Origin of the sequence: Odoribacter sp. AF15-53, from assembly GCF_003479425.1 — a bacterium.
Lineage (GTDB): Bacteria > Bacteroidota > Bacteroidia > Bacteroidales > Marinifilaceae > Butyricimonas.
Genome location: NZ_QUHC01000016.1, coordinates 1 through 23,476 on the forward strand (window position 1 = coordinate 1; position 23,476 = coordinate 23,476).

Genomic DNA, 23,476 nt, shown 5'->3' on the forward strand with positions numbered 1-23,476 from the left:
AAGGTCCACCTAATTTTTCACGTGAGCCACTTTAAGGCAGACACAGGGGGATAAAAAAAGTCCCACAAATCATTGAATTTGTGGGACTTGTCTGCTTACTGTCCGGTATTGTCCGGTTAGTTCAGCGGAGAGGGAGGGATTCGAACCCCCGGCACCTCGCAGTTCAACGGTTTTCAAGACCGCCGCAATCGACCACTCTGCCACCTCTCCAAATGCGGATGCAAATATAAGGACTTTATTCTATTTTCAAAGCTATTTTTGTGTTTTTTTATTCAGGGTGTGTCGTAGATAGAAGTAACCGGATATCCCTGCGAATAAGGAACCTCCGATGATACCAATTTTTGCTTGATTTAATAACATAGCTCCTTCGGCACCCATTCCCGTGTAAGAGAGCGTAGCGATAAAGAGCGATACGGTGAAGCCGATACCTCCCAGTAATGATATTCCGAAAAGGGATTGCATGTTCATTTTGTCGGGCATGCTCAACCAACCGCATTTGATGAACAGATAGGTGAATGAGAAAATACCGATCAATTTACCGAACACGAGGGAAACGAAAATGGTGATGGACACGCCTTGTAACGAGGCTAGGGTGAAGCCTTCGAAAGAGATACTGGCGTTGGCAAAGGCAAAAAGGGGCATTATCACGTAATTTACCAATGTTCGCAAGTCGTCGTCCATGGCTTGTAGTGGACTGACAACCTTATCGGATGCGGACTCGATGCTTTTCAGTATAGAGAGTTCCGAATTACTCAGTATGGTTTCGTTCGAGTTTTCCGGTAGTCTTTTCAGGCTTTCCCGGATACTGTTCACGTATTTGTAAATATACAACTTCGGGCGAGCGGGTACGGTAAATGCCACGACAACCCCTGCGATTGTGGGATGAATGCCGGCGTTGATGAACAAGCACCAGACAACGATCCCGAAGAAGATGAAGAACAGTTTATTATGAATTCCTTGACGTCCCCCGATATATAACAGGGTGACGATAACGGCGGCGGCAACGAGGTATTCTACGGTCAAATGAGAACTGTAAAATAGTGCAATAATGATGATGCCCCCGATGTCGTCTACCACGGCAAAAGCGGTAAGGAATATTTTAAGGCTTAAGGGTACTTTCTTGCCCAAAAGGGAGAGTACTCCCAGTGAAAAAGCGATATCCGTTGCCATGGGAATGGCGGCTCCCCGCGTGGCGGGACCGGCTGGGCTGATCGCCCAAAAAAGTAGAACAGGTACGATCATACCCCCGCAGGCGGCTATAACCGGGAGTAATGCTTTCCGGGGGGACGAGAGTTCCCCGACCAATAATTCCCGTTTGATTTCCAACCCGACGGAAAAGAAGAAGATAGCCATGAGGGCATCATTGATGAAATCCAACAAGGTCATCGGGTTGCCGTCATGACGATCGAAGAGATTAAAATTACCGATGGTGAGGGTAATGTTTTGGGAAAGTAAAATATTGTAATGTTCCCGTAATGGTGTGTTTGCAATTAGCATGGCAGCCAAGGCCACGAATAGAAGAATAATTCCCCCATTTATTTTCGTCTGAATCAATCTTCTAATGGAGAATTTGAATGTTTCTTTAATCATCTATCTTTCGGTTTGTTGACTATATGATGTTGCAAATTTAGCAAATGTTATACAATTTTCAAACAAAAAGCATGTTTTCTGCCCGGCGAGTCAGTTCTTCTTCCAGTTCATGTTGGTGATATAGATAGCCAGCGTCTTCGTAGTATTTTGCTTGTTTGGGGCATTTTTTGATGCAAGCGCCGCATTTGATGCAGATACCCGTGAATTCTCTCACGTTGTCGAACGAGATTGATCCCATGGGACAAACTTTTGCACATAGTTTGCAATCGTTACAACGGTCATTGGTGAGAGGTTTGACTTTACGTATATCCACGGGATTACCCTGTCGGTCGCGGGGCGAGTAGTAAGCCCGGTAAGGGAATGGCATTCCGGATACGGGAATCGGGTGTTTCGGTGAATCGGTTGATCCGTGGAGTTTTGCGACAATTTGTTGCACGAATTCGCTCACGATATCCATGTCTTGTGCGTCTGGTCGGTTCTTGGCCAGGATTCGGGAAAAGGAGTGTTCGCCCACGAATGCCCCGGCTGCCAGGGTGTGAAACCCGTCTTTTTCGAGAATGTCCCGTAATTCAATCAAGGCGTCATCGTAATTCCGGTTCCCGAATAGCACGATTGGTATGGCCAGGGCTTCATTGCCTTCTATCGAGTTCAGGTAGGGAAGCAACACGTTGGGAACTCGTCCGGCATATACCGGGGTTCCTAACACAACAAGATCCGTGGGAGAAAAATGTAATGCTTGGACTCTAGCTTTCGGCAACGTGAAATCATATTCCTCGAAGTCGGATTTTAACGCTCTGGAGAGTCCCCGGCCCGTGGCGAAGGCTATTTTCCGGGTCGTTCCAGTCGGGCTAAAATAAACAGCCCATACCTTGTTGATTATTGTCATTTGTTGTATGCTTTGAACCATTCGGCGAATCGGGCTATTCCTGTTTCAAGCGATATGTGAGGGGTATACCTGTAATCTTCCTGCAAGCGGGAGGTGTCGGCCCATGTTTGGTAAACATCTCCGGGTTGCATGCCGATGAATTCTTTACGAGCTTCTTTGCCCAGGTTTTGTTCCAGTATGTGCACGAAGTCCATTAACTTGATCGGGGTGCCGTGCCCGATGTTGTATATCGTGGCCGGAATCCCGGGAACATCCTCCCTTCGGATACCCGGTGTCGATACAATTTTCTCAACTCCCGTGACAATATCGTCAATGTAGGTGAAGTCACGGGAAAGATTACCGTTATTGAAGATACGGATCACTTCATCGTGTTGTATGGCATTGGCAAAAAGCATGGGTGCCATATCCGGTCGTCCAAAGGGACCGTACACCGTGAAGAAACGCAATCCGATGGTTTGTATCCCGTAAAGGTGGGAGTAGGCGTTTGCCATGAGCTCGTTGCTCTTTTTGGTAGCGGCGTAGATGCTGAGCGGGTGATCCACGTTGTCAGTTTCCTTGAAGGGAACCGATTGGTTGTTGCCGTACACGGAAGAGGATGAAGCGTATATAAACTTCTTGCACGTTGTTTTTTTACATGCTTCCAGTAAGTTGAGAAAGCCTGCTACGTTACTCTGCACGTAGCTTTCAGGATGTTCCAGGCTGTAACGGACTCCGGCTTGGGCGGCAAGGTTTACCACGCAGTCAAAAGTTCGTGTTTTGAATAATTCATGGATGGCCATCGCATCGCACAAATCTACCTGACAAAAGGTGTAAGCGGCGTTCCGGGTGGATATGATTTCCTTACCGGGAGCCGGGTTGTCGATGCCACATTCATGAAGTCGGTCATGTTTAAGGGCAACATCATAGTAATGGTTGATAGAATCGATACCGTAGACGATATGTCCCGCATCCAGTAATCGTTGAACAAGGTAAAAACCAATAAACCCCGCTGCTCCCGTGACTAAAACATGCATTTGTAATCAATTTTTGTTTTAATAATTCCTTTTGTCCGGACAAAAATATAAAATTAGTTCCTAAAGTTTGCGAACTTTAGAAAGTTTATGAGTCTGAAAATTAGTTCTAACTTATGAACCGAATATCTCGGGTTTTAATTCCACCGGTACGATACGGTTTGCCAGAGAAGGATCGTACGGGATTTCTATGCGGATGTAATTATCCGTGAAACCGCCGATTGATCCGGCGACCTCGCTGTCTTCAAATAACACGGGACGGGTTTGTCCCACGTGTGCCGTGTAGAAATCGTGTAATTTCTGTTCGGAAATGTCAAGTAACACGTTTACCCGGCGATGTTTCTCTGCCTGCGGTACGACAAGAGGTATGTCGAGAGCCTTGGTTCCCGAACGTTCGGAATAGGGGAACACGTGTAACTGCGACACGTCCAATCCGGCAATGAATTGACGGGCGTCCTCGAATGCTTCCGGTGTTTCCCCGCGCATCCCGGCGATCACGTCGACCCCGATAAAGGCATCGGGAAGGAGAGTTTTGATCTCCTGCACTTTCTCGGCGAAGAGTTCCCGTTCGTAGCGACGTTTCATCAGGTGTAACACTTCGTTACTTCCTGATTGGAGGGGTACGTGGAAATGTGGCATGAAACGATGAGAAGAGGCAACAAAACGAATGATATCATCCGTCAGCAGGTTCGGCTCGATGGAGGAAATCCGGAATCGTTGAATCTCTTCCAGTTTGTCGAGTTCCTGCACGAGGTCAAAGAAAGTTTCTTCCGTACCCCGTCCGAAATCTCCGGTATTTACTCCTGTGAGGATAATCTCTTTTATACCCTTGGAGGCAACGTCACGTGCGGCATTGATGACGCTTTGGATCGTGGCACTTCGGCTACGTCCGCGGGCAAAGGGTATGGTGCAGTACGTGCAAAAGTAATCGCACCCGTCTTGGATTTTGAGAAAGCAACGGGTCCTGTCCCCGTACGAATAGGCGAGATCGAAATTCCCGACCTTGAATATATCGCAGGAGTGCGGTTCGTGTTGTTCTTGTTCTTCAAGGTGATTCAGGTAGTGGGCCACGTTGAATTTGTCTCGTGCGCTGAGTACCAGGTTCACCCCTTCGATGGCCATGATCTCTTGTGCTCGGAGTTGGGCGTAACATCCCACGATAACGATGTAGGCTCCGGGATTACGATGAATGATTTTACGAATCATTTGTCTTCCCTTTTTCTCGGCGATATCGGTGACGCTACAAGTGTTGATGACGAATATATCCGCTCCCTCTTTTTCCCCGACGGTCACGGCTCCCTCTTTTTCCAGACTGTGTTTGATCGTAGATGTTTCGGAAAAATTCAACTTGCATCCTAGCGTGATATAGGCCACTTTCTTCCCAACAATGTTCATGTGCGGTTTACTTTTAAATTTACTAGCGGGAGGCAAAGATAGAAAAAAACTCTATCTTTGCCCAAAGAATAGAAAAAAGCCAATGAGATACTACGTTATAGCGGGGGAGGCATCGGGAGATTTGCATGCCTCTAATTTGATCAAGGGATTGAGAAGGCTTGACGCTGACGCGGAAGTCCGTGGGTGGGGTGGTGATTTGATGCGGGAAGCCGGATGCGACATCGTGCGCCATTACAAGGATACGGCGATTATGGGATTTCTTACAGTCCTGAAGAATCTCGATAAGATCAAGACGAACATCGAGGAGTGCCATCGGGACATTCTGGAATGGAAGCCCGACGTGGTGATTCTTGTGGATTATGGCGGTTTTAATCTCCGGGTGGCCGAGTTTATTAAAGAGGCGGGTATCCGGGTTTTCTATTATATTTCTCCGAAGATATGGGCTTGGAACACGGGACGGGTGAAGAAAATCAAGCGTCTGGTCGATCGGATGTTCGTGATCTTCCCATTTGAGGTGGATTTCTACGCCCGTTATGATTATCCCGTGCAATACGCGGGTAATCCTCTCGTGGATGCGATTCATGATCGGCCGTTCAAGGAAGAGACTTTTGATGAATTCGTGAAGGCGAACGGGCTGTCGGGTAAACCGATTGTTGCCTTGGTGGCGGGGAGTCGTTCGCAAGAGTTGAAACACGTTTTACCGAAGATGCTGACTATGGTGAAGCATTTTCCCGATCATGAGTTCGTGATCGCGGGGGCGCCTTCCATGAGTGATGCGGATTACGCTCCTTATCTGCGGGATATGAACGTGAAGATCGTTTACGGGCAGACTTACCGGTTGGTGAAACAGGCACGTGCAGCTTTGGTTACCTCGGGTACGGCGACACTGGAAACCGCTATCCTGCGAACTCCGCAGGTCGTTTGTTATAGCGGTGAAGGCGGGGCATTCAGTTATTTCCTGTTCAAGACGTTCGTGAAAGTGAAATACATCTCGCTGGTAAACTTGATTGCCGGGCGTGAGGTCGTGACCGAGTTGTTGATGCAGAAGTTGAACGAGAAGAACGTGTTGCGGGAACTGTCGGCAATTCTGCCGGAAGGGGAGAAACGAAATCAGATGTTGGCCGGGTATGACGATGTGAACGATAAATTGGGTGATGCTGGGGCTTCCGTGCGATTTGCCCGGATGATGATTGATGACTTGAAAGCGTGATTGATAATGTGTTAATCCTTTTCGTTTTGTTTGAAAAGGAAGCGTTGTCCGTCAAAGAAGGGTTCGATCAGTTCGAAGCGGATGAATTTGGCTAGTGTGTTTTCCGCCTTGTTGCGGGTAATCTTTGCCAATCGGCAGTACTGATTCAGCGTGATCGCGTCGTGTGAGTTGAGGTAATCCAGCAGGAGTTGTTCGCTCTCCGTGTAATGTACAAATGAACCTTTGGGTGTTCCGGCTTGTTGCCAGACTTTGATGTGTACGGGTGTCGCGAGAATATTTTCATCTCGTACCCGTATGTAGGCCCACCAGCGATTGTCGTGGTCTTTGGCAAGATAGGGTTTTTGCTGGCCGGGTGGAACGACAACTTCGAGTACCGTGCGCCCTTCGACTTGATGGACTTGCAAGTCACAGGAAATTTGTGGCTTACAGTAGAGTTTGGCCGCCGCTTCGATCATGTATATTTCCTCTTCCGAGCGTACTCCGGCGATTTTTCCGTTATCCTTGACTCCGATAAGTAACCTGCCGCCATCCGTGTTGGAAAAGGCGGAAAGGGATTTCGCTATTTTGCGGGCATCGGAAATCTCGAATTTGAAATCCTGTTGCTGGTGTTCTCCCTCTGCAATCCGGTCGTGTATGTAGTCCGCTTTTGAGTGGATCATCGGTTTAATCATGTTTTATCGGTTCGCGAAGATATAGGTTTTAACAGAACAAGAGTAGGATATTCGAGAATTTCTTCTTATCTTTGTGCGCAGAAAATGAGACATGAATCTTTATACATCCGGTGACGGCTGTGGATTTATGTCTTTTTTTTATTAATGATGTTGAGTATGGGAAAAATGAAAGAAGATCAACGGGTGGCGGTAGCGAGTAAAGGACAGGTTTATTTTAATGCTGTTGGGCTTGATGCGGCTATCAAGGCTTACCGGGCCTCAGTTCTCGATAGCGATAAAGTGCAGGAGAAGATCCGGGAATTGATCAGTATGGGCGATTTCTGCCGGGAGGTTTGCCGGGACGAGGAGGCGATTGACGCTTACGAGCGGGCGATAACGCTTTGCTTGGAGAACGAGAGGAGAAACCAGCCTCGTTTCCTTGAATACGCGCGTTATTGCGCATCTGCTGCCGATGGATTGTTGGCGGATAGGATGAAGAACTGTCCGGCGATGATGATGGTTGTGGATTTTTATGCCGATCACTATCCGGCAAAAAAATAGGAATGAAAAGGGGGCGGAACAAATCTTCCGCCCCCTTTCGTTATGGTGTATTTTTTAGTTTTCCAAAAAGAATTTCAAATCATCGTCTGCGGTAGTAATTCCGGCGATTCCGAATTTTTCCACGAGAACTTTCGCCACGTTGGGGGAAAGGAAGCCCGGTAAGGTGGGGCCGAGGTGGATATTTTTCACGCCCAGATACAAAAGCGCCAACAACACGATCACGGCTTTTTGTTCGTACCAGGCGATATTGTAAACGATAGGCAAGTCATTGATGTCTTTTACGCCGAAAATCTCTTTCAGTTTCAAGGCGATCACGGCCAACGAGTAGCTATCGTTACACTGTCCGGCATCTAAAACTCTGGGGATTCCGTTAATGTCTCCAAGCGGTAGTTTATTGTAGCGGTATTTCGCACACCCGGCGGTAAGGATTACCGTGTCCTTGGGTAATTTCTGGGCAAATTCGGTGTAGTATTCCCGGTTTTTCATTCTCCCGTCGCAACCTGCCATGACAAAGAATTTGCGGATTGCTCCCGATTTTACGGCTTCGACGATCTTGTCGGCTAGGGCAAAGACTTGGTTGTGGGCGAATCCCCCGACGATGCTTCCGCTTTCAATTTCTGTTGGTGGCGGGCATTTCTTGGCCTGTGCGATAATCTCGCTGAAATCCTTGGGTTGTCCCGGTTTGCGCTCGATGTGTTTGAAACCGGGGAATCCGGCTGACCCGGTGGTGTATACCCGGTCTTTGTAGTTCGCGTCCGGGTGCGGGGGAACGATACAGTTCGTGGTGAATAACATCGGGCCGTTGAAGTGCTGGAACTCGTACACCTGTCTCCACCAGGAATTTCCGTAGTTGCCTGCGAAATGTTTGTATTTCTTGAATGCCGGGTAGTAGTGGGCGGGTAGCATCTCGCTGTGCGTGTAAACGTCAACCCCGGTTCCCTCGGTTTGTTCCAGAAGCTCGTACAGGTCTCGCAGATCATGTCCGCTGATCAGTATTCCCGGATTTTTGCGAACTCCGATGTCGACCTTTGTGATTTCGGGATTCCCGTAGGTGTCGGTGTTGGCTTTGTCGAGAAGGGCCATGGCATCAACGCCATTTTTACCGCATTCTAGGACTAACTGTATTAATTGATCCGCGGATAGAGGTAGTGTGGTCGCCACCAATCCCCGGTCAATGAATTCGTAAATGGAAGGATTCTCGTGTCCGAGATTATGGGCGTGTTCCGTGTAGGCTGCCATTCCTTTCATCCCGTAGGTGAGCATTTCTCTCAGGGAACGGATGTCCTCGTTTTCAGTGGAAAGCACGCCGATGCTACCGGATTTTGCTTCCATTTCTTCTGGTGTGTTAGCCGTCCAATGAGCACCTTCGAAAGTGATGTTTTCGGGTTTACCGCCTTTCTTCAAAAGCGTTTGTTTCAATTGTTCCCGTAGTTTGAAAGCTTCTTTGATTTTCTCGACAAAACGTTGTTTGTCGAAATTGGCATTCGTGATCGTCATGAACAGGCCGTCGAGCATAAAACGGTCGGCCGTGTGATCGACAGCATCCAGGGCCCGGAGTTGTACCCGGTAGTGGGCAATCCCTTTGAGAATAAATAATAATAAATCTTGCATATTAGCGACATCAGATGTTTTTCCACATACTCCGCGTACGGTGCATCCTGTTCCTTTAGCTGTTTCCTGACATTGGTAACAAAACATTTTTTCCATGGTCTAGTGTGTTTAATAAATACTTTTTTCAATTGTTGGTCGCGAATGTACGAGGGCGATGAAACAATATTTGTAATATAAATTACAGTCATGAGTTTAAATTTCTATAATTTGTACGAGTGTGAGTAGGAAAGGTTAAAAATTGAAAGATTAAAACAGGAAGTTAAGGGTAATTTAGAGTGAATCTAAAGGAGAAAATAATATATTTGTAAATATAATAAAGAAATGTAAGCTATGGAAATAACACGACTTTTCAAATGTCCCTTGTGCGCGGGAATTCCTGAAAGAGAATGGGAACAATTCCTGGAAGGGTTTGATTTTACGGTGAAGAGTTACGTGAAGGGAGATGTCGTTTTCCGGCAGGGAGAGGTGTGTCGATTCCTCTATATATTACTGGAAGGAGAGGTCGAGGCGGAGATGACGGACGATTCGGGGGCTATGTTGCGGATCGAGGCGATTCAGGCTCCGCGGGCACTTGCCCCGGCATTTCTTTTTGCCGAAGATAATCATTTTCCGGTGACGGCAACCGTGTCGGTAAAGGCAGAGGTGTTCATAGCCACGAAAGAATCCGTGTTCCGGCAAATGGGACGTAACGAGGTGTTCCTGCGGAATTTCCTGTCCGTGAATGCTAACCGGACTACATTCCTGACGGGGCGATTGCAATTCCTGTCTTTCAAGACGATCCGGGGAAAATTGATTCATTATATTCTTGAACTGGCGTTCCCGGATAAGAAGAAAATCCTGTTGGATAAGTCTCAGCAAGAACTAGCTGAATATTTCGGGGTGACCCGTCCGGCGCTGGCAAAAGTGTTGTACGAGCTGGCGGACGAGGGGATGATCGCGGTGAATCGCCGGGAAATTACTATCCTGAACCGGGAAGCGATGCGGAAGACGTTGTATTAAATTTGATACGCTATAAAATTAAACATTTTTTCTCTGTTTCCGTTAATACAATAGCTAAAGAGACGGTCTGTTTAGCTTTATATTGTAAAACGTTAATTGTGATAAAAATGAGCCTTAAAGAACAATATTGGAGATACTCTCTCGTGATTATTATCTTGTTGCTGGGAACGCTTATATTCCTGAAAACTTTACCATTTTTTAGCGGCATTTTGGGTGCCATGACGATTTATATCCTGTTGCGTAACCAGATGTTGTACTTGACAGAGAAAAAGCGTATGAAACGTAGTATCATGGCGATTCTTTTGTTGTGCGAAACGATTCTTTGTTTTCTTATCCCGCTCTCGCTTGTCGTGTGGGTGTTCGTGAACAAGTTGCAGGCGATAAACCTGGACCCGCACAGTCTTGTGGCCCCGGTGGAACACGTGGCGGATTTGATTCAGGAAAAAGTAGGGTACGACGTGCTGAGTAGGGAAAATATCGACACGATTTTGTCCGTTTTGCCCAAGATCGGGCAAGTGTTAATGGGAAGTATTAGCAGTTTCGCCATTAACGTGGTTGTCTTGCTTTTCGTGCTTTACTTCATGTTGATCGGGGGGAAGAGTATGGAGGCTTACGTGAATGATCTTCTGCCTTTTAACCAGCGGAATAAGAAAAATATGTTGCACGAGTTTAACATGATTGTGAAATCCAACGCGATAGGGATTCCTTTACTTGCCGTGATTCAAGGGGCGATTGCCATGGTGGGATACTTTATTTTCGGGGCTCCTAGTCCCGTGTTGTGGGGATTCGTGTCTTGTTTCGCCACGATTATCCCGATTGTCGGAACCGCGTTAATCTGGGCGCCGTTGGCCTTGTACATGGGGATGACTGGGCACTGGGGAATGGCGATCGGGTTGGCAATCTATGCTCTGGTGGTGATCGCCAACGTGGATAACTTGGTTCGGTTTATGTTACAGAAGAAAATGGCGGATACCCACCCGTTGATCACGATCTTCGGGGTGGTGATCGGGCTTTCTCTGTTCGGTTTCATGGGAGTTATATTCGGCCCGTTGTTGTTGTCTATTTTTGTTTTCTGCGTGAATATCTTCAAGGAAGAGTATTTGGAGGGAAGAAACTGAAGTTTGTAAACTAGGGAGGGAAAAGTCGATTTTCTTTTAGGAACTCTTTCGCCCTTCGGGCTCAATGCGGTGAAACCGGGAGGGAGTTGTAAAAAAGGCTTTTGATACTCCCTTTCTTGGGCTTTGCATTTTCCATTTATTGTAGTTAAATTTGGTAGTTGTTAATTCGTGATGTTTATCGTTAAAGCCGATTGATTGATATGGCCGATAGCTTCCGTGCTTGTCTGTATTATTTTAAGGGTGATATCGAGTATACGTTGTGGTAACTTTGTAATTGAATATATAAAAGGAAGGCGTTATGATAAAACAAGATTATTTGATACGTATGATTCAGGATTTCATTTCACGGGTTGCTAAAGCGATTATGGATAGAAAGAAAATCCGTCAGCAGGACTGGGCCGAGTTTGATTTGTTGACTCAAGAGGTTTTGGGGCTTCCAGTGAAAGAATTGACGAGTATGAGCGTGGAGGAGCTTATTGATCGGTATGACAAGGAGGAGGACCGGATGAGTAAAATAGAATTTGCATCCATGTATTTGTTGAAGTTATCCGAGGAGATAGAGGAGGATAGAGTAATGAAGTCTAAATTCCGTCAAGATGGAATGCAATTGCTTAAATACGTTCAGAAGGAAGATACTAATTTTTCACTTCAACGGGAAGTTCTGGTCCATTTCCTGGAGACGAATTCCAAGTAATTGGTTTTGAAAATTATGGTGTAACGAATATAAATCGTTACACCATGATCTTCCGGTTATTTCAGGTAAATTTCTTTCTTGTCATCCGGGATGGGGGTCAATTTACCGGCATACGAGATACTTGCCCGGTTGTTGCTGGTCACGTTGACCGAGCATTTCCCGTTTCCGTAAACTTCAACATGGAAGTTGAAGACATCGTTGTGATTGCGCACGTTGAATTTGTATTCGATGTAGTGCTTTTTGCGTTTATTGATTACTTTAAGAGATTCTTTCTCTATTTTAGCTTTTTCGAATTCAATGCCTCCGCCTTTGCCGTATTCAACCGAGTAAGCCCGTCCAAAGAAGGGTAAGCGTCCGGTTGCAACCGTGTCAAGGAAGAATATTTGTCCCTCGTTGGTTGCCAGCGACACGTAGCCTTCACCACCGATGCGTTTCTGCCCGTATTTGGAATCTATGGTGATGCTGCTGTTACCCGTGGGGAAAGCTTGATCTACCTCGATATAGAAAATACGACTTTTCATTAGTTTCTCGATCTTGTCGATACCGGTCGTGTCGGTTTTCTGTTTCTTTTCACCTACCGCAAACAGGCAGGAGAATAGAAGAATTCCTATAGGAATGATTGTTTTTAGTGTTTTCATGTTCTTGTTGTTTTATGTGTGAATGTAAATATAGTGATAATTTATAAATAATTATGTCCTTCACGGCATAATTATTTATAAATTATCAGTTACAGGTTACGGCTACGCCATTGCAGGTTACAGGTTACAAGTTAGAAGTTACAGGTTTTGGATTGTTGAAATTTTTTGGGATGGCTTTTTGCAGGGGGATAACCTGTAACTTGTAACCTGCAAACTTGTAACAGGTATTTGTATCAATAACGACCGAGTCGTTATTGATACAAATACCTCTTTATGCTTCTCTTGGGAGTTTTTTCGAATTCCTCGTCATGGATTTGGATGTGGGCGATCTGGCTGTACGCCGGGATTTGTTGGTTGACTTGTTTGCGGGTGTCGTTTATGATTTTGACGAGAGCTTCCCGGGAAACTTTGTTTTGCTTCATGGCTTCGGCATCAGGATAGACGAGCGCCACGAGTTTTCCGTCACGTTCGATGACGAGAGATTCGGCCACGTAAGGCTGGGCGTTAAAGATGTCCTCGATTTCCTCCGGGTAGATGTTTTGCCCGCTGGGGCCGAGGATAAGGCTTTTGCTGCGACCTTTGATGTAGAGATAGCCCTCTTTGTCGAGCACGCCGAGGTCACCGGTGTGTAACCAACCGTCAGAAGATAGTACGGTTTCGGTGGCTTCGGTGTTATTATAATAGCCTTCCATAACGTTCATTCCTTTCGTGAGGATCTCCCCGACTTGGTTGAACGGGTCAGCGGAATCAATCTTGATTTCCATGCGATCGACGGCTTTCCCGCAGGAGGTGGGTCGGAACGTCTGCCAGTGGTCGAAAGCGATGGCGGGACCGCATTCGGTCATCCCGTAACCCACGGTGTAGGGGAATTTCACGGAGTGGAGAAATGCCTCGACTTCTTTGTTGAGGGCGGCTCCCCCGACGGCGAGTAATTTAAATCGTCCCCCGAAAGCGTCGAGTATCTGCTTTTTGATTTTGTGCCGGACTTTTCCCCCGAGAACGGGTATTTTAAGCATTAGTTTGATGTGAAACCGTTCCAGTTGGGGAAGTACCCGGCTCTTGATGATTTTCTCGATGATCAAGGGTACGGCTACAATGAGGTGCGGGCGGATATTGGCGAAAACTTCACCCAGAATCTTGGGCGAGGGCATTTTTTGCAAGAAGTAGATGTGTATCCCGCTGGCAAACGGGTAGATGAACTCGAAAGCTAACCCGTACATGTGGGCCATGGTCAGGATCGACACGAGTTTCTCGCCCGGCGTGTACCCCATTTGATCCAGGGCGTAGCGGAGGTTCGACCACATGCTGCGGTAGGGGAGCATGACTCCCTTGGGCGAGCTGGTGGTGCCCGACGTGTAGTTGATCATTGCCAGTTCTTCAGGTTGTTCCAGGCGGTAGTGGATATCTTTGAGGGCTAGTCCCTCGGGATGTTTCATCTTGAATAGTTCCTCTAGCCGGGGGGCAGTTTCGACCAATGCCTTGTTGTCGGAAGAGATCACGGAATAGTCGGACATGGCGAGAATCCCGTCAAGACCGGGCATTTGCCCGTGGTCGATATTGTCCCACACGGATTTACCCACGAAGAGTAGGCGTGCTCCCGAGTGGTTGATGATATGGTGTATGGTATCGGGTTTGAACTCGTTGAGGATGGGCACCGCCACCGCCCCGTAAGTGAGCGTGGCGAGAAAAGCAATTCCCCAGTTCGAGGTGTTCCGGCTGCATAGTGCTATTTTATCTCCTTTTTGTAGCCCGCTCCGTTCGAAAAGGATATGCAATTTTTCAATCCAGCGGGCCACGTCCTTGTAATTGTGTTCGGCCCCCTCGTAATCGGTCAGCGAGGGTAGGTGCCAGTGTTCTTTTATGCTGTGTTCTATGAGTTTTAAGAAACTTTTTTCCATGGTAATATAGAATTAATCTGTTTTGTGTGTCATCTATTTTATACTGGAAATCAACCGGGAAGGTTTAGAATTCTGTTTCGCTTTTGTTGAAATACTAATAAAAATATATAGATTTGTTGACACGTGCTTTCGGGGCAACTTTTAAAATGAAATATAGATAACAAGATGGTATTGAAACAGAAAAATAACAAGACAGGAGAGGGGATGAAGATTATTCCACCGGTCGTGCAGGGAATACAGGAAAGTGATGTCCGGTTCGAGGAGGTTTTACCGGAAGAGGAAGTCAGCGAGCGGTTTTTCCGCAAGGAATCGGTCACGGGTGCGAGCGTGTCGAACCTGAGTTTGAGTCATTGCGTGTTCGATCACGTGGTCTTCTGCGAGTGTCGGTTTCGTGGGGCTCAACTCACGGATGTACGATTCGAGAATTGTGACCTGTCGAACGTGGATTTTTCTGATAGCATGTTGTACCGGGTGGAGTTTATCGGTTGCAAGTTGATGGGGACGAATCTGGGTGAGAGCGTGTTCAATCATGTCCTTTTTCATCATTGCAACGCCCGGTACGTGAATCTTTCCATGGGCAAGATGAAACACGTGTTATTCGCCCATAGCGATCTTCAAAGCGGGAGTATGGAGAGTTGTCGTTTGACCCCGGTGGGCTTCGACACGTGCAACCTGACGGAGGTTGAATTTTCCCGAACGCCGTTGAAGGGTATCGACCTGCGCTCGTCGCAAATGGCGGGAATCCGGCTGGGGATTGATGATTTGAAAGGTGTGATCGTTTCGTCGTTGCAAGCGTTGGAGCTGACTCGTTATCTGGGGCTTGTTGTCAAGGACTTGTAAGTGATGTCAGCAAATTACAAGTGTTGTTAAATCTGGGGAATGGCTGAAACTTTCGTCCCGTGACGCCGTAATTACTCTCGGATGTCATCATTGACAATCCCTTGTTTTTAATATTCTAAATAAACTAAACTAATTAAATTATGAAGACAGAAAATCCTATCACACCGGTTTTTGGGACGGATGAAGAGGCCCGAGTTGCGCCGAAATACGAGATGCCACAGGGTATGATGCCGGGCGAGGTCGCTTATCAAATCGTGCATGACGAGGCAATGCTGGACGGAAATTCACGTTTGAACCTGGCGACTTTCGTGACAACATGGATGGATGATTACGCTCGAAAAGTGATGACCGAGAACATGGACAAGAACATGATCGATAAAACTGAGTACCCGCAAACCGCGGAAATAGAACGTCGATGCGTGAATATTCTTGCCAAGTTGTGGAATTCCCCGGAGAAACCCTATTGCACGGGTACGAGTACGGTGGGTTCTTCCGAGGCTTGTATGCTGGGCGGTATCGCTGCTTTGAAACGTTGGCAAAAGAGACGTAAAGCGAAAGGTCTTCCCACCGATAAACCGAACTTTATCATTTCAACCTGTATGCAGGTGGTTTGGGAGAAGTTCGCGATCTACTGGGACGTGGAAATGCGTATGATTCCCGTGACGATGGACAAGATCACGTTGAACCCGCAGGATGTGGTAAAGGCTTGTGACGAGAACACCATTTGCGTGGTGCCGATCCAGGGAGTGACGATCACCGGATTGAACGATAACGTGAAGGAGATCAATGACGCCTTGGATAAGCTGAATGCCGAGAAGGGCTGGGAAATCTGCATCCACGTGGACGCCGCTACCGGAGGTTTCATTCACCCGTTCATCGATCCGGACACGCTTTGGGACTTCCGTTTGAAATGGGTACTTTCTATCAGTACTTCCGGGCATAAGTTCGGGTTGGTTTATCCCGGTGTGGGCTGGGTTGTCTGGAAAGACAAACAATACTTGCCCGAGGAAATGAACTTTGCCGTGAACTACCTGGGAGCTAATATCCCGAGTATTTCTATTAACTTTTCCCGTCCGGGTAATCAAGTATTAGCTCAATACTATCAATTCATGCGATTGGGTAAAGACGGGTACAAGAAAGTTCAACAGAATTGCTTGAACGTTTGCTTGTACTTGAAGAAACAATTGAAGGACATGGGAATCTTCGAGTTCTTCAGCGATGAGATGCCGAACCCGTTGTTCATCTGGAAGTTGAAAGACGATCCAAACCGGAAATGGACCTTGTATGATTTGTCTGACGCTTTGCACGTGGAAGGCTGGCAAGTTCCTGCTTACACGATGCCGAAGGCCATGGAGGACGTGATCATCATGCGTGTCGTTGTTCGTCAGGGTACGGGATTCGACCTGGCCGACCTGTTGATGGAAGACATCAATCGTTGTGTCAACCAGTTGAATCAACTGAAAGAACCGACCAACAGCGCTCTCATGTGGGCGAAGAAAGAGCCGCAAAAACAGAGAGGTTTCAACCACTCGCGTTAGTCGAACTGTTGTTGTTTCTTTACGATAAAGAGGACCGTTTTCACGCGGTCCTTTTTTCATGTAGAACGGGGCGGGATAGAAGATAGACGACGGTAACCCGCGCCGTAGTCTCACCTGTGTCTCACTAGTAAGTTCATTGAAAGTTAACTGAAAGTTGATTGAAAGTTGATTGAATATTCAATCGAAGCCTAATTGATGTATAATCGAAGCCTAATCGAAGCCTTAGTGAAGCACTAGTGAATCACCGGTTTATCTCCGGCGCATGTACAATGGTATATTTAGTGAAGAATATTCGTTTTTTTATAGATTCTATCGGGTGAATGCGTATATTTCTGGAAATAAAGATTGTTTTTCTGATTTATTGTATTATCTTTGTTGCAATTAGAGTAACGAATATTATCGACAAAGCACTTCTTTATTTATTAAACAGGTCTCACCTTTAATCATCCTTTTCTCTAGTTAGTATTAATTTTATTTTTATTTTAGATGAATATTTACATAGCAGGTTTAAGTTATAACACGACAGATGTGGACTTAAACAAATTATTTTCAGAGTATGGAAATGTTTCTTCGGCAAAAGTTATTTTGGATAGAGAAACAGGAAGATCCAGAGGATTCGGATTTGTCGAAATGACAGACGAAGCGGAAGGACAAAAAGCAATTGAGGAGTTGAACGGCACGGAAGTTGATCAAAAAGTGATCGCGGTAAGCCTTGCCCGTCCTCGCACCGAAAGACCGTCAAACGGTGGATTTCGGGATCGAAATTCGAATAATACCAGACGGTATTAAGAACAATAACGGTATAAAACAGAGAGAATGGCGTTCTGTTTTATACCCACTTTTTGGGTGATTTAAGTTCAATTTATTCTTGCTCCCTCGTGCGAATCAGGAGCTTTTAGTCTTGTGTCTTTTCATTTCTGAAAACAGATCTATTAAACTTTTTTGTGCCCCGGCTTCTGGAACTATTCAGGGCCGAAAGTTTAATTATTTATATTCAACGAAGCTGGTAGACAGTACAACATAATTAGTGGCCGTTTTAACACGGTAAAAAAATAATATATATATGACATTTAAGGAATTAAATATAATCGAGCCGATTTTAAAGGCTATCGAAGAAAAAGGATATAACATGCCGACGCCGATACAGGAAAAAGCGATACCTGTCGCGTTGGCCGGGAAAGACGTGCTAGGTTGCGCGCAAACCGGGACGGGCAAAACCGCCTCGTTTGCCATTCCTATCATCCAGCTTTTGCAGAACAGCAAGGAGGATGCGAAACGGAAGGGTATTAAAGCGTTGATCCTGACGCCGACCCGGGAACTCGCCTTGCAAATCAGCGAGTGTATTGACGATTACGCCAAGTATACCCGTGTTCGTCACGGGGTTATGTTCGGGGGCGTGAAACAAGGCTCGCAGGTGAATATGTTGCAGCGAGGTATTGATATTCTGGTTGCTACCCCGGGGCGTTTGCTCGACTTGATGAGTCAGGGATACGTGCATTTGGATCAGGTGAAGTATTTCGTTCTCGACGAGGCGGACCGGATGCTCGACATGGGATTTATTCATGACATCAAGCGGATCGTACCCAAGCTTCCGAAAGAGAAACAAACCCTGTTCTTCTCGGCAACCATGCCCGCGGCTATCGTTTCGTTGACAAAAACGTTGCTGAGAACCCCGGTGAGAATTGATATTACCCCAGAATCCCCGACCGTCGAGGCGATCGAGCAGTTTGTTTACTACGTGGAAAAGGCGGAGAAAGGTCATTTGTTGATCTCGCTCCTGCAGCAGGCGAAGAACCAGTCGGTGCTTGTTTTCTCACGAACCAAGCATAGTGCCGACCGGATCGTACGCGTGTTGACCAAGGCCGGAATCGGCAGCCAGGCGATTCACGGGAATAAGAGTCAGGCAGCCCGGCAATTGGCATTGGGTAATTTCAAGTCAGGGAAAACGCGGGTCATGGTGGCTACGGACATTGCGGCCAGGGGCATTGATATCAACGAATTGCCGTTGGTAATCAATTATGATTTGCCTGACGTGCCCGAAACTTACGTGCATCGTATCGGGCGTACCGGAAGGGCCGGGAACACTGGAAAGGCATTGACTTTCTGTTCACGGGAGGAAGTTCAACTCGTGAACAACATTCAGAGATTAACGGGAAAGAAACTTCGTGAGGCTGAACTTTCAGCCAAGACCGTGGTCCGGACTCTTGTATCGTGATTTCGACCAAGAACCTCTTTCCCACACGAGAACAATTTATATAACTAAAAACAAATTACATGGCAAAACCCGCAACATTTGGTAAGCGCGAAAACGAGAAGAAGAAACAAGCACGAAGACTGGAAAAACAAAACCGGAAAGAAGAGAGAAAGCAGTCTGGGAAGGCAAATAGTTTTGATGACATGATAGCCTACGTAGACGAGTATGGTATGATAACTTCTACACCTCCTGACCCGGACCGGGAGAAGGAGGAAATCAAGCAGGAAGAGATTAGTATATCGACCGCCAAACAAGAGGAACCCGATGTCCTGAAGGGACGGGTGGAGCATTTTAACGTGGAGAAAGGTTATGGTTTTATCAAGGATTTGGCAGGAACAGACAAGTACTTTTTTCATGTAAATAATGTCCTTACCAATATTGTGGAAAATGATATCGTGACGTTCGATCTGGAACAGGGTAAACGGGGATTGAACGCGATCAATATTTGTCCCCTGAATCAAGTAGCAGTTTAATATTTTATAATTCAAGTTATGGAAAAAGATCATGTTATTCATTCCGAAAAAGGGTCATCAGACCAGCAGGCAGAAAACAAGAGCAAGGAAAACGCGAAACGTGCAGGCAAGGTAGAGCACGTGGCGATCAATTCCCGGACCACCTTTGAATTTCCGGCCGGCCTGTCCCAGGAAGAACGGGATATCCGGATAGAGAATTATAAAAAACGACATAACCTGTGATATAATTACTCGTTGTATCGGGTGCAAGGTGAAGAAGCTGTCACAAGTCAGAAATGACCTGTGACAGCTTCTTTTGTTGTTTTAATAGACGTTATTTTTTTATTTCCCGAGATAAAGTTTACATTTGTATCGTATGTGTCGGGGGTAAATGTAAATCTCGGATAAATTAAAAAATAACGTCTATGTCCATGTACCAGATTGAAGATTTGGTGGAAGCGTCTGTAAACCAGCTCTGCCAAGTCGCGATCGATCCTTATCAGTTATGGAATGATATTCATTATCTTTATGAATTTCAAGATCAGTTTGATTGTAGTTTTACTCATTTCCGGGTATTACAGGAATTGCTGGATTGTGGTTTCATGATCCCGTTGGAACCGTGTGAACATCCTTTGTATATTCAGGATAAGGAGAGTTTTAATCGTCTCGTGCAAGAGGATTTTGCTTATCTTCCCGGGCCTTCGGGGGGATATTGGTGTGGGGTAATCGAGGGGAAAGACGGGGAAAAGTTCGTGCTGAACAAGTTGTTTTGTGATTACGGTTCTCCCTTGTGGCAGCAACTGGTGGAGAGTGGACGGCTTTCCGGTGAAACGGCTCGCCCGTTGCTCGCGCTGAATCCTTACGAGCTGGTATTGCGGATCGTGCGACAAGTTTCGTCGGGGGAAGATCCTTTCCTGTTTTATCATTGGTATTCTTTATTCCCGATGTTAGTAGAACTGACGGAGAACACGGGCGAAATTTCAGATGAGGTGAAGGTGGAATTGAATGATCGGCTTTGTCGCCCGGAGGTTTTCAGGGCTTTGAAAGAAGATGCCCATATGGCTCCCCAGGAAGATGACTATCTGGACGAGGAATTTCCGGGGGAGTGGTTTGCACCCTATTTCAAGTGGTGTGATACTGTCGATAATGACCCGGAATACTTGGCTCGACAGATCATGGAATTATTCACGAAAGGGGACTTTCGTGTGGCCTTGGAATTGTCAGCCAAAGGGTTGCAATTAAGCCCGGATGATGCTTTTTTCTCTCTCTTTTGGGCAACCTCGCTGGTTATTTTACAGGCTAGGGAGATTATTCCTTTCAAATTGGAAGATAACAGGAAGGCTGTTCGTGTGTTCGAACGTTTTCTGGAATATAGGCAAGACGAGGCCAAGGTGTGGAACATCAATTTTTATCTGGCTATGGCTTGTTTACCTGCCAGGGAGTTTGGCGCCGTGGAAGAAGCCATCGCGAAAGTTACGGATCTTTTCGACCAGTATCCCAAGTTACTGGATGACTACAGGGACTTGGAAAAGAAATGGCGGGAGAAGACGGATTCTTGATTTGGAAAAGTAATTTACGCGAACAGGGGGTATGTGGACCGCGTTAAATTGGTGTAATTTTTAATATTGAATATGATGAATGGAGTTGTAAATAATTTGAGTCCGGAAGTGGTTTCCTTGTTGAAACGGCGGCGAATGTTGGGGAATTGGGCCCTCCTGACCATGATTTTTACCGGCTTCGCGGGGGTGTATTTGACGCATGGATACAACGATCCCGATCCGTTTCTTATGGCGATGATAACGTCTTGCGTGGTGCTGGGAGAAGCTGTGCTTGGGTGTTATCATCTTTCTCGCGGTACGATACCGGTCAATAATCCTAATATTATTTTGACCGGGCTTGTCGTGTTGGTTGGGGCTGCCTTGAGCGGTTGGCTTCTGTATTACTCGTGGGAGAGGTATTTTACTTCGAGGGATGAGGATGCGGGACTGGCTGTGGTATTAATCGCTTTGTATATCTTTTTCAAACCGATGGAACTCCTTTTCGTGTATTGTAATTACAAACGAGGAGTATATCACCGGATTTTGAAAATGAATGACCCAACGGGAAGTGAGGTGTAAATGGCAACTAGTTGGTTTGATCTTGTACCCCTTTCCGTTTTGATTGGAATTTGGTAGTCACGTAGGCCGTGAATATGGGGAAGAAGATCATGCCTGCCGAGGCAAGGATGACGGCAAGAACCTGCCCGATTTTAGTGACCCCGAAGATGTTGGAGCCTACGGTGGTTACGTTCATCAGAGCCCAGTCGAAAGCGTCCCAGTAGGTCTTGACGGGTGGGTTGACGTCGTGTTCCATGTAGTAGAATACGATGCTGCAAAAGTAGATCGTGGTGAAAAGTATCGTGAGATAGGTGGCAAAAAGATTGGTTATACGACTACGGGTCATCCAGCCTACGATGAGCGATACCCCGTATATACCTCGCGCCAACGGGATCAGACGGAGAATGAGCCAGGTGGAGTGAGAGATCGTAGTCGATAGACTGTAAACGATGTTGAGATAGGGGATAGATACTAGTAGGAAGAATATGTTATGCCTGAAGAAACGTCCCGTCCAGCCGTCGGTGTACCACCGGACAAAAAAGTCGGCTAGAAAAAGACCGCATATCCAAAGATGAAATTTCAAGATAAATGTTTCGCTGAGAGCGTTGTTGCCTTCTAATAGTTCGATAGAGGCAATCACGATGATAGCCATACTTCCGAGTAACACGAGGGCGTTGAGGAATTTCTCCAGGGCTTTACTTTTTTTCATGATAAAATGGGTTTAAAGGTCCATAAAGTCTATAAAGTCTGTAAGGTCAGTGGACCCCTGCGGGGCGCTTTATCAATGGTAGCCGGAGGCTACCATTAGAACTTGTCCTAAGGACACTCCTCAAACCTTATTGATGTTACAGACTTGTGTTCTTCGGACAGTGTCTAACGGCAGCTTAAGCTGCTGTTGACAAAGTGCCCGCAGGGTCCATGACTTTATGGACTTTATAGACCTTATAGACTTTATCGACTTATTTCTATCTGGTCACCGCCAAATACATTCACGTTTAGTTTTTGGGCGATGTACTTGATAGCGGCTTGCGCTTTTACCGAGTTTCCGGCTTCGTCCAATGGTGGTGCGAACGCGGCGATACCAAACAAACCGGGTATCACGCCCAACACGCCTCCGCCGACTCCGGATTTGGCAGGTACTCCGCTGGTGTACAACCAGTCGCCCGTGTGTTCGTAGAATCCCACCGTGGCAATCAGGGAGGTAATTTTAGGTGAAAGTGACGGTTCGAATACTTGTTGTTTCGTCACGGGGTTTAACCCGTTGTTGGCGATCGTGCAGGCGGCGATAGACAGTTGCTTGGCTGTCACCCCCATGGAGCATTGGCGTGTGTAAAGGTCCAGAGCCATGTCCGGGTCGTCGTATATCCGGTTAAAGTTCTTTAGCAACCACGCGATAGAACGGTTGTTGAAATTCGTCTCGGTTTCCGATTTGTAAAGTTCGTCGAGTAATTTCAAGTCGCTGCCGCTTAATTCACGCATGTTGTCGGTGATTGCTTTCCATTTGGCATCGCTATTACCTACCGGTTTCACCATACTGTCGGCAGTGATGGCCCCGGCATTCACGAGCGGGGTGCTAGGATGATCGTTTTCCAGCAGGATAGCCATGATCGAGTTGAACGGTAATCCCGTGGCATCGGCCCCGATCTGGTCAAGAACAGCTTGTGCCCCGTATTGACGTAATACAAGTATTGCCGTGTAAACTTTTGATACGGACTCTATACCGAAAACGTAGTCCGTGTCACCTACCGTTATCACTTCTCCCGTGGGAAGACAAACGGATATACCGAATAAATTAGAGTCAATTTTATCGAGGAAGGGTATGTAATTCGCGTTTTTCCCGCCCTTCAAATCTTTCACTTGAGCGTGTGCCTCGTTTACTAAGTTTTTGAGGTCACTGATTGTAATTGTTTTTTTCATACCTGTAATTTTAATGAGTTCATAAAGTCTGTAAAGTCCTTAAAGTCCATAAGGTCACAGGTGTCCTTCGGACAAGTGTTCATCGGCTGCATCCGCGGCCGTAAATAAAGCGCCCCGCA

At 46.5% G+C, this 23,476-nt stretch carries 23 protein-coding genes and 1 tRNA gene; 13 read left to right on the forward strand and 11 right to left on the reverse strand.

Going from position 1 to position 23,476, the window contains the following annotated elements; translation table 11 throughout:
- Positions 1-125 precede the first annotated feature (125 nt).
- The 5 genes from DWW52_RS19050 to mtaB form a co-directional block, all read right to left on the reverse strand.
- Positions 126-210: transfer RNA gene (locus DWW52_RS19050), tRNA-Ser, on the reverse strand.
- Between the two features lie 42 nt (positions 211-252).
- Complete coding sequence (gene nhaA, locus DWW52_RS19055; RefSeq protein WP_118717344.1) at positions 253-1,590, reverse strand: Na+/H+ antiporter NhaA; 1,338 nt, start codon at positions 1,588-1,590, stop codon at positions 253-255.
- Between the two features lie 58 nt (positions 1,591-1,648).
- Complete coding sequence (locus tag DWW52_RS19060; protein WP_118717346.1) at positions 1,649-2,476, reverse strand: EFR1 family ferrodoxin; 828 nt, start codon at positions 2,474-2,476, stop codon at positions 1,649-1,651.
- A complete protein-coding gene (locus tag DWW52_RS19065; protein WP_118717348.1) occupies positions 2,473-3,489 on the reverse strand; it encodes an NAD-dependent epimerase/dehydratase family protein in 1,017 nt (338 codons plus the stop codon). Before DWW52_RS19065 ends, DWW52_RS19060 begins: the two co-directional genes overlap by 4 nt.
- 111 nt (positions 3,490-3,600) lie before the next feature.
- Positions 3,601-4,881 carry a tRNA (N(6)-L-threonylcarbamoyladenosine(37)-C(2))-methylthiotransferase MtaB gene (mtaB, locus tag DWW52_RS19070; protein ID WP_118717350.1) on the reverse strand — a complete coding sequence of 427 codons (1,281 nt, stop codon included), beginning with the start codon at positions 4,879-4,881 and terminating at the stop codon, positions 3,601-3,603.
- A gap of 82 nt (positions 4,882-4,963) precedes the next feature.
- On the opposite strand from mtaB, the gene lpxB reads away from it, so the two are divergent.
- Positions 4,964-6,091, forward strand: a complete 1,128-nt coding sequence (gene lpxB, locus DWW52_RS19075; protein WP_118717352.1) for a lipid-A-disaccharide synthase — start codon at positions 4,964-4,966, stop codon at positions 6,089-6,091.
- A gap of 11 nt (positions 6,092-6,102) precedes the next feature.
- On the opposite strand, the gene DWW52_RS19080 is transcribed toward lpxB, so the two are convergent.
- Complete coding sequence (locus tag DWW52_RS19080; protein WP_118717354.1) at positions 6,103-6,762, reverse strand: helix-turn-helix domain-containing protein; 660 nt, start codon at positions 6,760-6,762, stop codon at positions 6,103-6,105.
- A 156-nt stretch (positions 6,763-6,918) separates the two neighbouring features.
- Between DWW52_RS19080 and DWW52_RS19085 the strand changes: the two genes are divergently transcribed.
- Positions 6,919-7,302 carry a hypothetical protein gene (locus tag DWW52_RS19085; protein ID WP_148315412.1) on the forward strand — a complete coding sequence of 128 codons (384 nt, stop codon included), beginning with the start codon at positions 6,919-6,921 and terminating at the stop codon, positions 7,300-7,302.
- Positions 7,303-7,356: 54 nt separating this feature from the next.
- Here the strand turns inward: DWW52_RS19085 and hcp are convergent, their stop codons facing one another.
- Positions 7,357-9,000 carry a hydroxylamine reductase gene (hcp, locus tag DWW52_RS19090; protein WP_118717426.1) on the reverse strand — a complete coding sequence of 548 codons (1,644 nt, stop codon included), beginning with the start codon at positions 8,998-9,000 and terminating at the stop codon, positions 7,357-7,359.
- 243 nt (positions 9,001-9,243) lie between these two features.
- On the opposite strand from hcp, the gene DWW52_RS19095 reads away from it, so the two are divergent.
- The 3 genes from DWW52_RS19095 to DWW52_RS19105 all read left to right on the forward strand — a co-directional run bounded on the left by DWW52_RS19095 (position 9,244) and on the right by DWW52_RS19105 (position 11,724).
- Positions 9,244-9,912, forward strand: a complete 669-nt coding sequence (locus DWW52_RS19095) for a Crp/Fnr family transcriptional regulator (protein ID WP_118717358.1) — start codon at positions 9,244-9,246, stop codon at positions 9,910-9,912.
- Positions 9,913-10,019: 107 nt separating this feature from the next.
- Positions 10,020-11,030, forward strand: a complete 1,011-nt coding sequence (locus DWW52_RS19100) for an AI-2E family transporter (RefSeq protein WP_118717360.1) — start codon at positions 10,020-10,022, stop codon at positions 11,028-11,030.
- Between the two features lie 298 nt (positions 11,031-11,328).
- The gene (locus tag DWW52_RS19105) at positions 11,329-11,724 is read left to right on the forward strand and encodes a hypothetical protein (RefSeq protein WP_118717362.1); all 396 of its coding nucleotides are present in this window, start codon (positions 11,329-11,331) and stop codon (positions 11,722-11,724) included.
- A gap of 56 nt (positions 11,725-11,780) precedes the next feature.
- Here DWW52_RS19105 and DWW52_RS19110 read toward each other — a convergent pair whose 3' ends face one another.
- A complete protein-coding gene (locus DWW52_RS19110) occupies positions 11,781-12,362 on the reverse strand; it encodes a DUF4251 domain-containing protein (RefSeq protein WP_118717364.1) in 582 nt (193 codons plus the stop codon).
- Between the two features lie 251 nt (positions 12,363-12,613).
- Positions 12,614-14,260 carry an AMP-binding protein gene (locus DWW52_RS19115; protein WP_118717366.1) on the reverse strand — a complete coding sequence of 549 codons (1,647 nt, stop codon included), beginning with the start codon at positions 14,258-14,260 and terminating at the stop codon, positions 12,614-12,616.
- Between the two features lie 165 nt (positions 14,261-14,425).
- On the opposite strand from DWW52_RS19115, the gene DWW52_RS19120 reads away from it, so the two are divergent.
- The 8 genes from DWW52_RS19120 (at position 14,426) to DWW52_RS19155 (ending at position 21,461) form a co-directional block, all read left to right on the forward strand.
- Positions 14,426-15,100: a pentapeptide repeat-containing protein gene (locus tag DWW52_RS19120; protein WP_118717368.1), complete on the forward strand. Its 675-nt coding sequence runs from the start codon at positions 14,426-14,428 to the stop codon at positions 15,098-15,100.
- A 140-nt stretch (positions 15,101-15,240) separates the two neighbouring features.
- The gene (locus DWW52_RS19125; RefSeq protein ID WP_118717370.1) at positions 15,241-16,638 is read left to right on the forward strand and encodes a glutamate decarboxylase; all 1,398 of its coding nucleotides are present in this window, start codon (positions 15,241-15,243) and stop codon (positions 16,636-16,638) included.
- Positions 16,639-17,124: 486 nt separating this feature from the next.
- Positions 17,125-17,427, forward strand: coding sequence for an RNA-binding protein (locus tag DWW52_RS19130; protein WP_118717372.1), 303 nt, complete (start codon positions 17,125-17,127; stop codon positions 17,425-17,427).
- 274 nt (positions 17,428-17,701) lie between these two features.
- Entirely contained in the window at positions 17,702-18,853 is a 1,152-nt protein-coding gene (locus tag DWW52_RS19135) for a DEAD/DEAH box helicase (RefSeq protein WP_118717374.1), read from the forward strand.
- A gap of 59 nt (positions 18,854-18,912) precedes the next feature.
- Entirely contained in the window at positions 18,913-19,365 is a 453-nt protein-coding gene (locus DWW52_RS19140; RefSeq protein ID WP_118717376.1) for a cold-shock protein, read from the forward strand.
- An 18-nt stretch (positions 19,366-19,383) separates the two neighbouring features.
- The gene (locus DWW52_RS19145) at positions 19,384-19,587 is read left to right on the forward strand and encodes a hypothetical protein (RefSeq protein ID WP_118717378.1); all 204 of its coding nucleotides are present in this window, start codon (positions 19,384-19,386) and stop codon (positions 19,585-19,587) included.
- A gap of 182 nt (positions 19,588-19,769) precedes the next feature.
- Complete coding sequence (locus DWW52_RS19150; RefSeq protein WP_118717380.1) at positions 19,770-20,903, forward strand: hypothetical protein; 1,134 nt, start codon at positions 19,770-19,772, stop codon at positions 20,901-20,903.
- Positions 20,904-20,978: 75 nt separating this feature from the next.
- Complete coding sequence (locus DWW52_RS19155; RefSeq protein ID WP_148315413.1) at positions 20,979-21,461, forward strand: hypothetical protein; 483 nt, start codon at positions 20,979-20,981, stop codon at positions 21,459-21,461.
- A 7-nt stretch (positions 21,462-21,468) separates the two neighbouring features.
- On the opposite strand, the gene DWW52_RS19160 is transcribed toward DWW52_RS19155, so the two are convergent.
- Together DWW52_RS19160 and glsA are read right to left on the reverse strand one after the other, a co-directional pair.
- Entirely contained in the window at positions 21,469-22,149 is a 681-nt protein-coding gene (locus DWW52_RS19160) for an ion transporter (RefSeq protein WP_118717384.1), read from the reverse strand.
- Between the two features lie 242 nt (positions 22,150-22,391).
- Positions 22,392-23,357 (reverse strand): glutaminase A, encoded by a 966-nt coding sequence (gene glsA / locus DWW52_RS19165; RefSeq protein ID WP_118717386.1) that lies wholly within the window; start codon positions 23,355-23,357, stop codon positions 22,392-22,394.
- Between the last annotated feature and the right edge of the window lie 119 nt (positions 23,358-23,476).

Coding starts and splice junctions, on each gene's coding strand:
- glsA (WP_118717386.1), bottom strand. CDS start 23,357: ATGAAAAAAACAATTACAATCAGTGACCTCAAAAACTTAGTAAACGAG.
- DWW52_RS19105 (WP_118717362.1), top strand. CDS start 11,329: ATGATAAAACAAGATTATTTGATACGTATGATTCAGGATTTCATTTCA.
- hcp (WP_118717426.1), bottom strand. CDS start 9,000: ATGTTTTGTTACCAATGTCAGGAAACAGCTAAAGGAACAGGATGCACC.
- DWW52_RS19120 (WP_118717368.1), top strand. CDS start 14,426: ATGGTATTGAAACAGAAAAATAACAAGACAGGAGAGGGGATGAAGATT.
- DWW52_RS19155 (WP_148315413.1), top strand. CDS start 20,979: ATGAATGGAGTTGTAAATAATTTGAGTCCGGAAGTGGTTTCCTTGTTG.
- DWW52_RS19130 (WP_118717372.1), top strand. CDS start 17,125: ATGAATATTTACATAGCAGGTTTAAGTTATAACACGACAGATGTGGAC.
- DWW52_RS19095 (WP_118717358.1), top strand. CDS start 9,244: ATGGAAATAACACGACTTTTCAAATGTCCCTTGTGCGCGGGAATTCCT.
- lpxB (WP_118717352.1), top strand. CDS start 4,964: ATGAGATACTACGTTATAGCGGGGGAGGCATCGGGAGATTTGCATGCC.
- DWW52_RS19115 (WP_118717366.1), bottom strand. CDS start 14,260: ATGGAAAAAAGTTTCTTAAAACTCATAGAACACAGCATAAAAGAACAC.
- DWW52_RS19065 (WP_118717348.1), bottom strand. CDS start 3,489: ATGCATGTTTTAGTCACGGGAGCAGCGGGGTTTATTGGTTTTTACCTT.
- DWW52_RS19100 (WP_118717360.1), top strand. CDS start 10,020: ATGAGCCTTAAAGAACAATATTGGAGATACTCTCTCGTGATTATTATC.
- DWW52_RS19085 (WP_148315412.1), top strand. CDS start 6,919: ATGGGAAAAATGAAAGAAGATCAACGGGTGGCGGTAGCGAGTAAAGGA.
- DWW52_RS19125 (WP_118717370.1), top strand. CDS start 15,241: ATGAAGACAGAAAATCCTATCACACCGGTTTTTGGGACGGATGAAGAG.
- DWW52_RS19080 (WP_118717354.1), bottom strand. CDS start 6,762: ATGATTAAACCGATGATCCACTCAAAAGCGGACTACATACACGACCGG.
- DWW52_RS19145 (WP_118717378.1), top strand. CDS start 19,384: ATGGAAAAAGATCATGTTATTCATTCCGAAAAAGGGTCATCAGACCAG.
- DWW52_RS19060 (WP_118717346.1), bottom strand. CDS start 2,476: ATGACAATAATCAACAAGGTATGGGCTGTTTATTTTAGCCCGACTGGA.
- mtaB (WP_118717350.1), bottom strand. CDS start 4,881: ATGAACATTGTTGGGAAGAAAGTGGCCTATATCACGCTAGGATGCAAG.
- DWW52_RS19110 (WP_118717364.1), bottom strand. CDS start 12,362: ATGAAAACACTAAAAACAATCATTCCTATAGGAATTCTTCTATTCTCC.
- DWW52_RS19150 (WP_118717380.1), top strand. CDS start 19,770: ATGTCCATGTACCAGATTGAAGATTTGGTGGAAGCGTCTGTAAACCAG.
- DWW52_RS19160 (WP_118717384.1), bottom strand. CDS start 22,149: ATGAAAAAAAGTAAAGCCCTGGAGAAATTCCTCAACGCCCTCGTGTTA.
- nhaA (WP_118717344.1), bottom strand. CDS start 1,590: ATGATTAAAGAAACATTCAAATTCTCCATTAGAAGATTGATTCAGACG.
- DWW52_RS19140 (WP_118717376.1), top strand. CDS start 18,913: ATGGCAAAACCCGCAACATTTGGTAAGCGCGAAAACGAGAAGAAGAAA.
- DWW52_RS19135 (WP_118717374.1), top strand. CDS start 17,702: ATGACATTTAAGGAATTAAATATAATCGAGCCGATTTTAAAGGCTATC.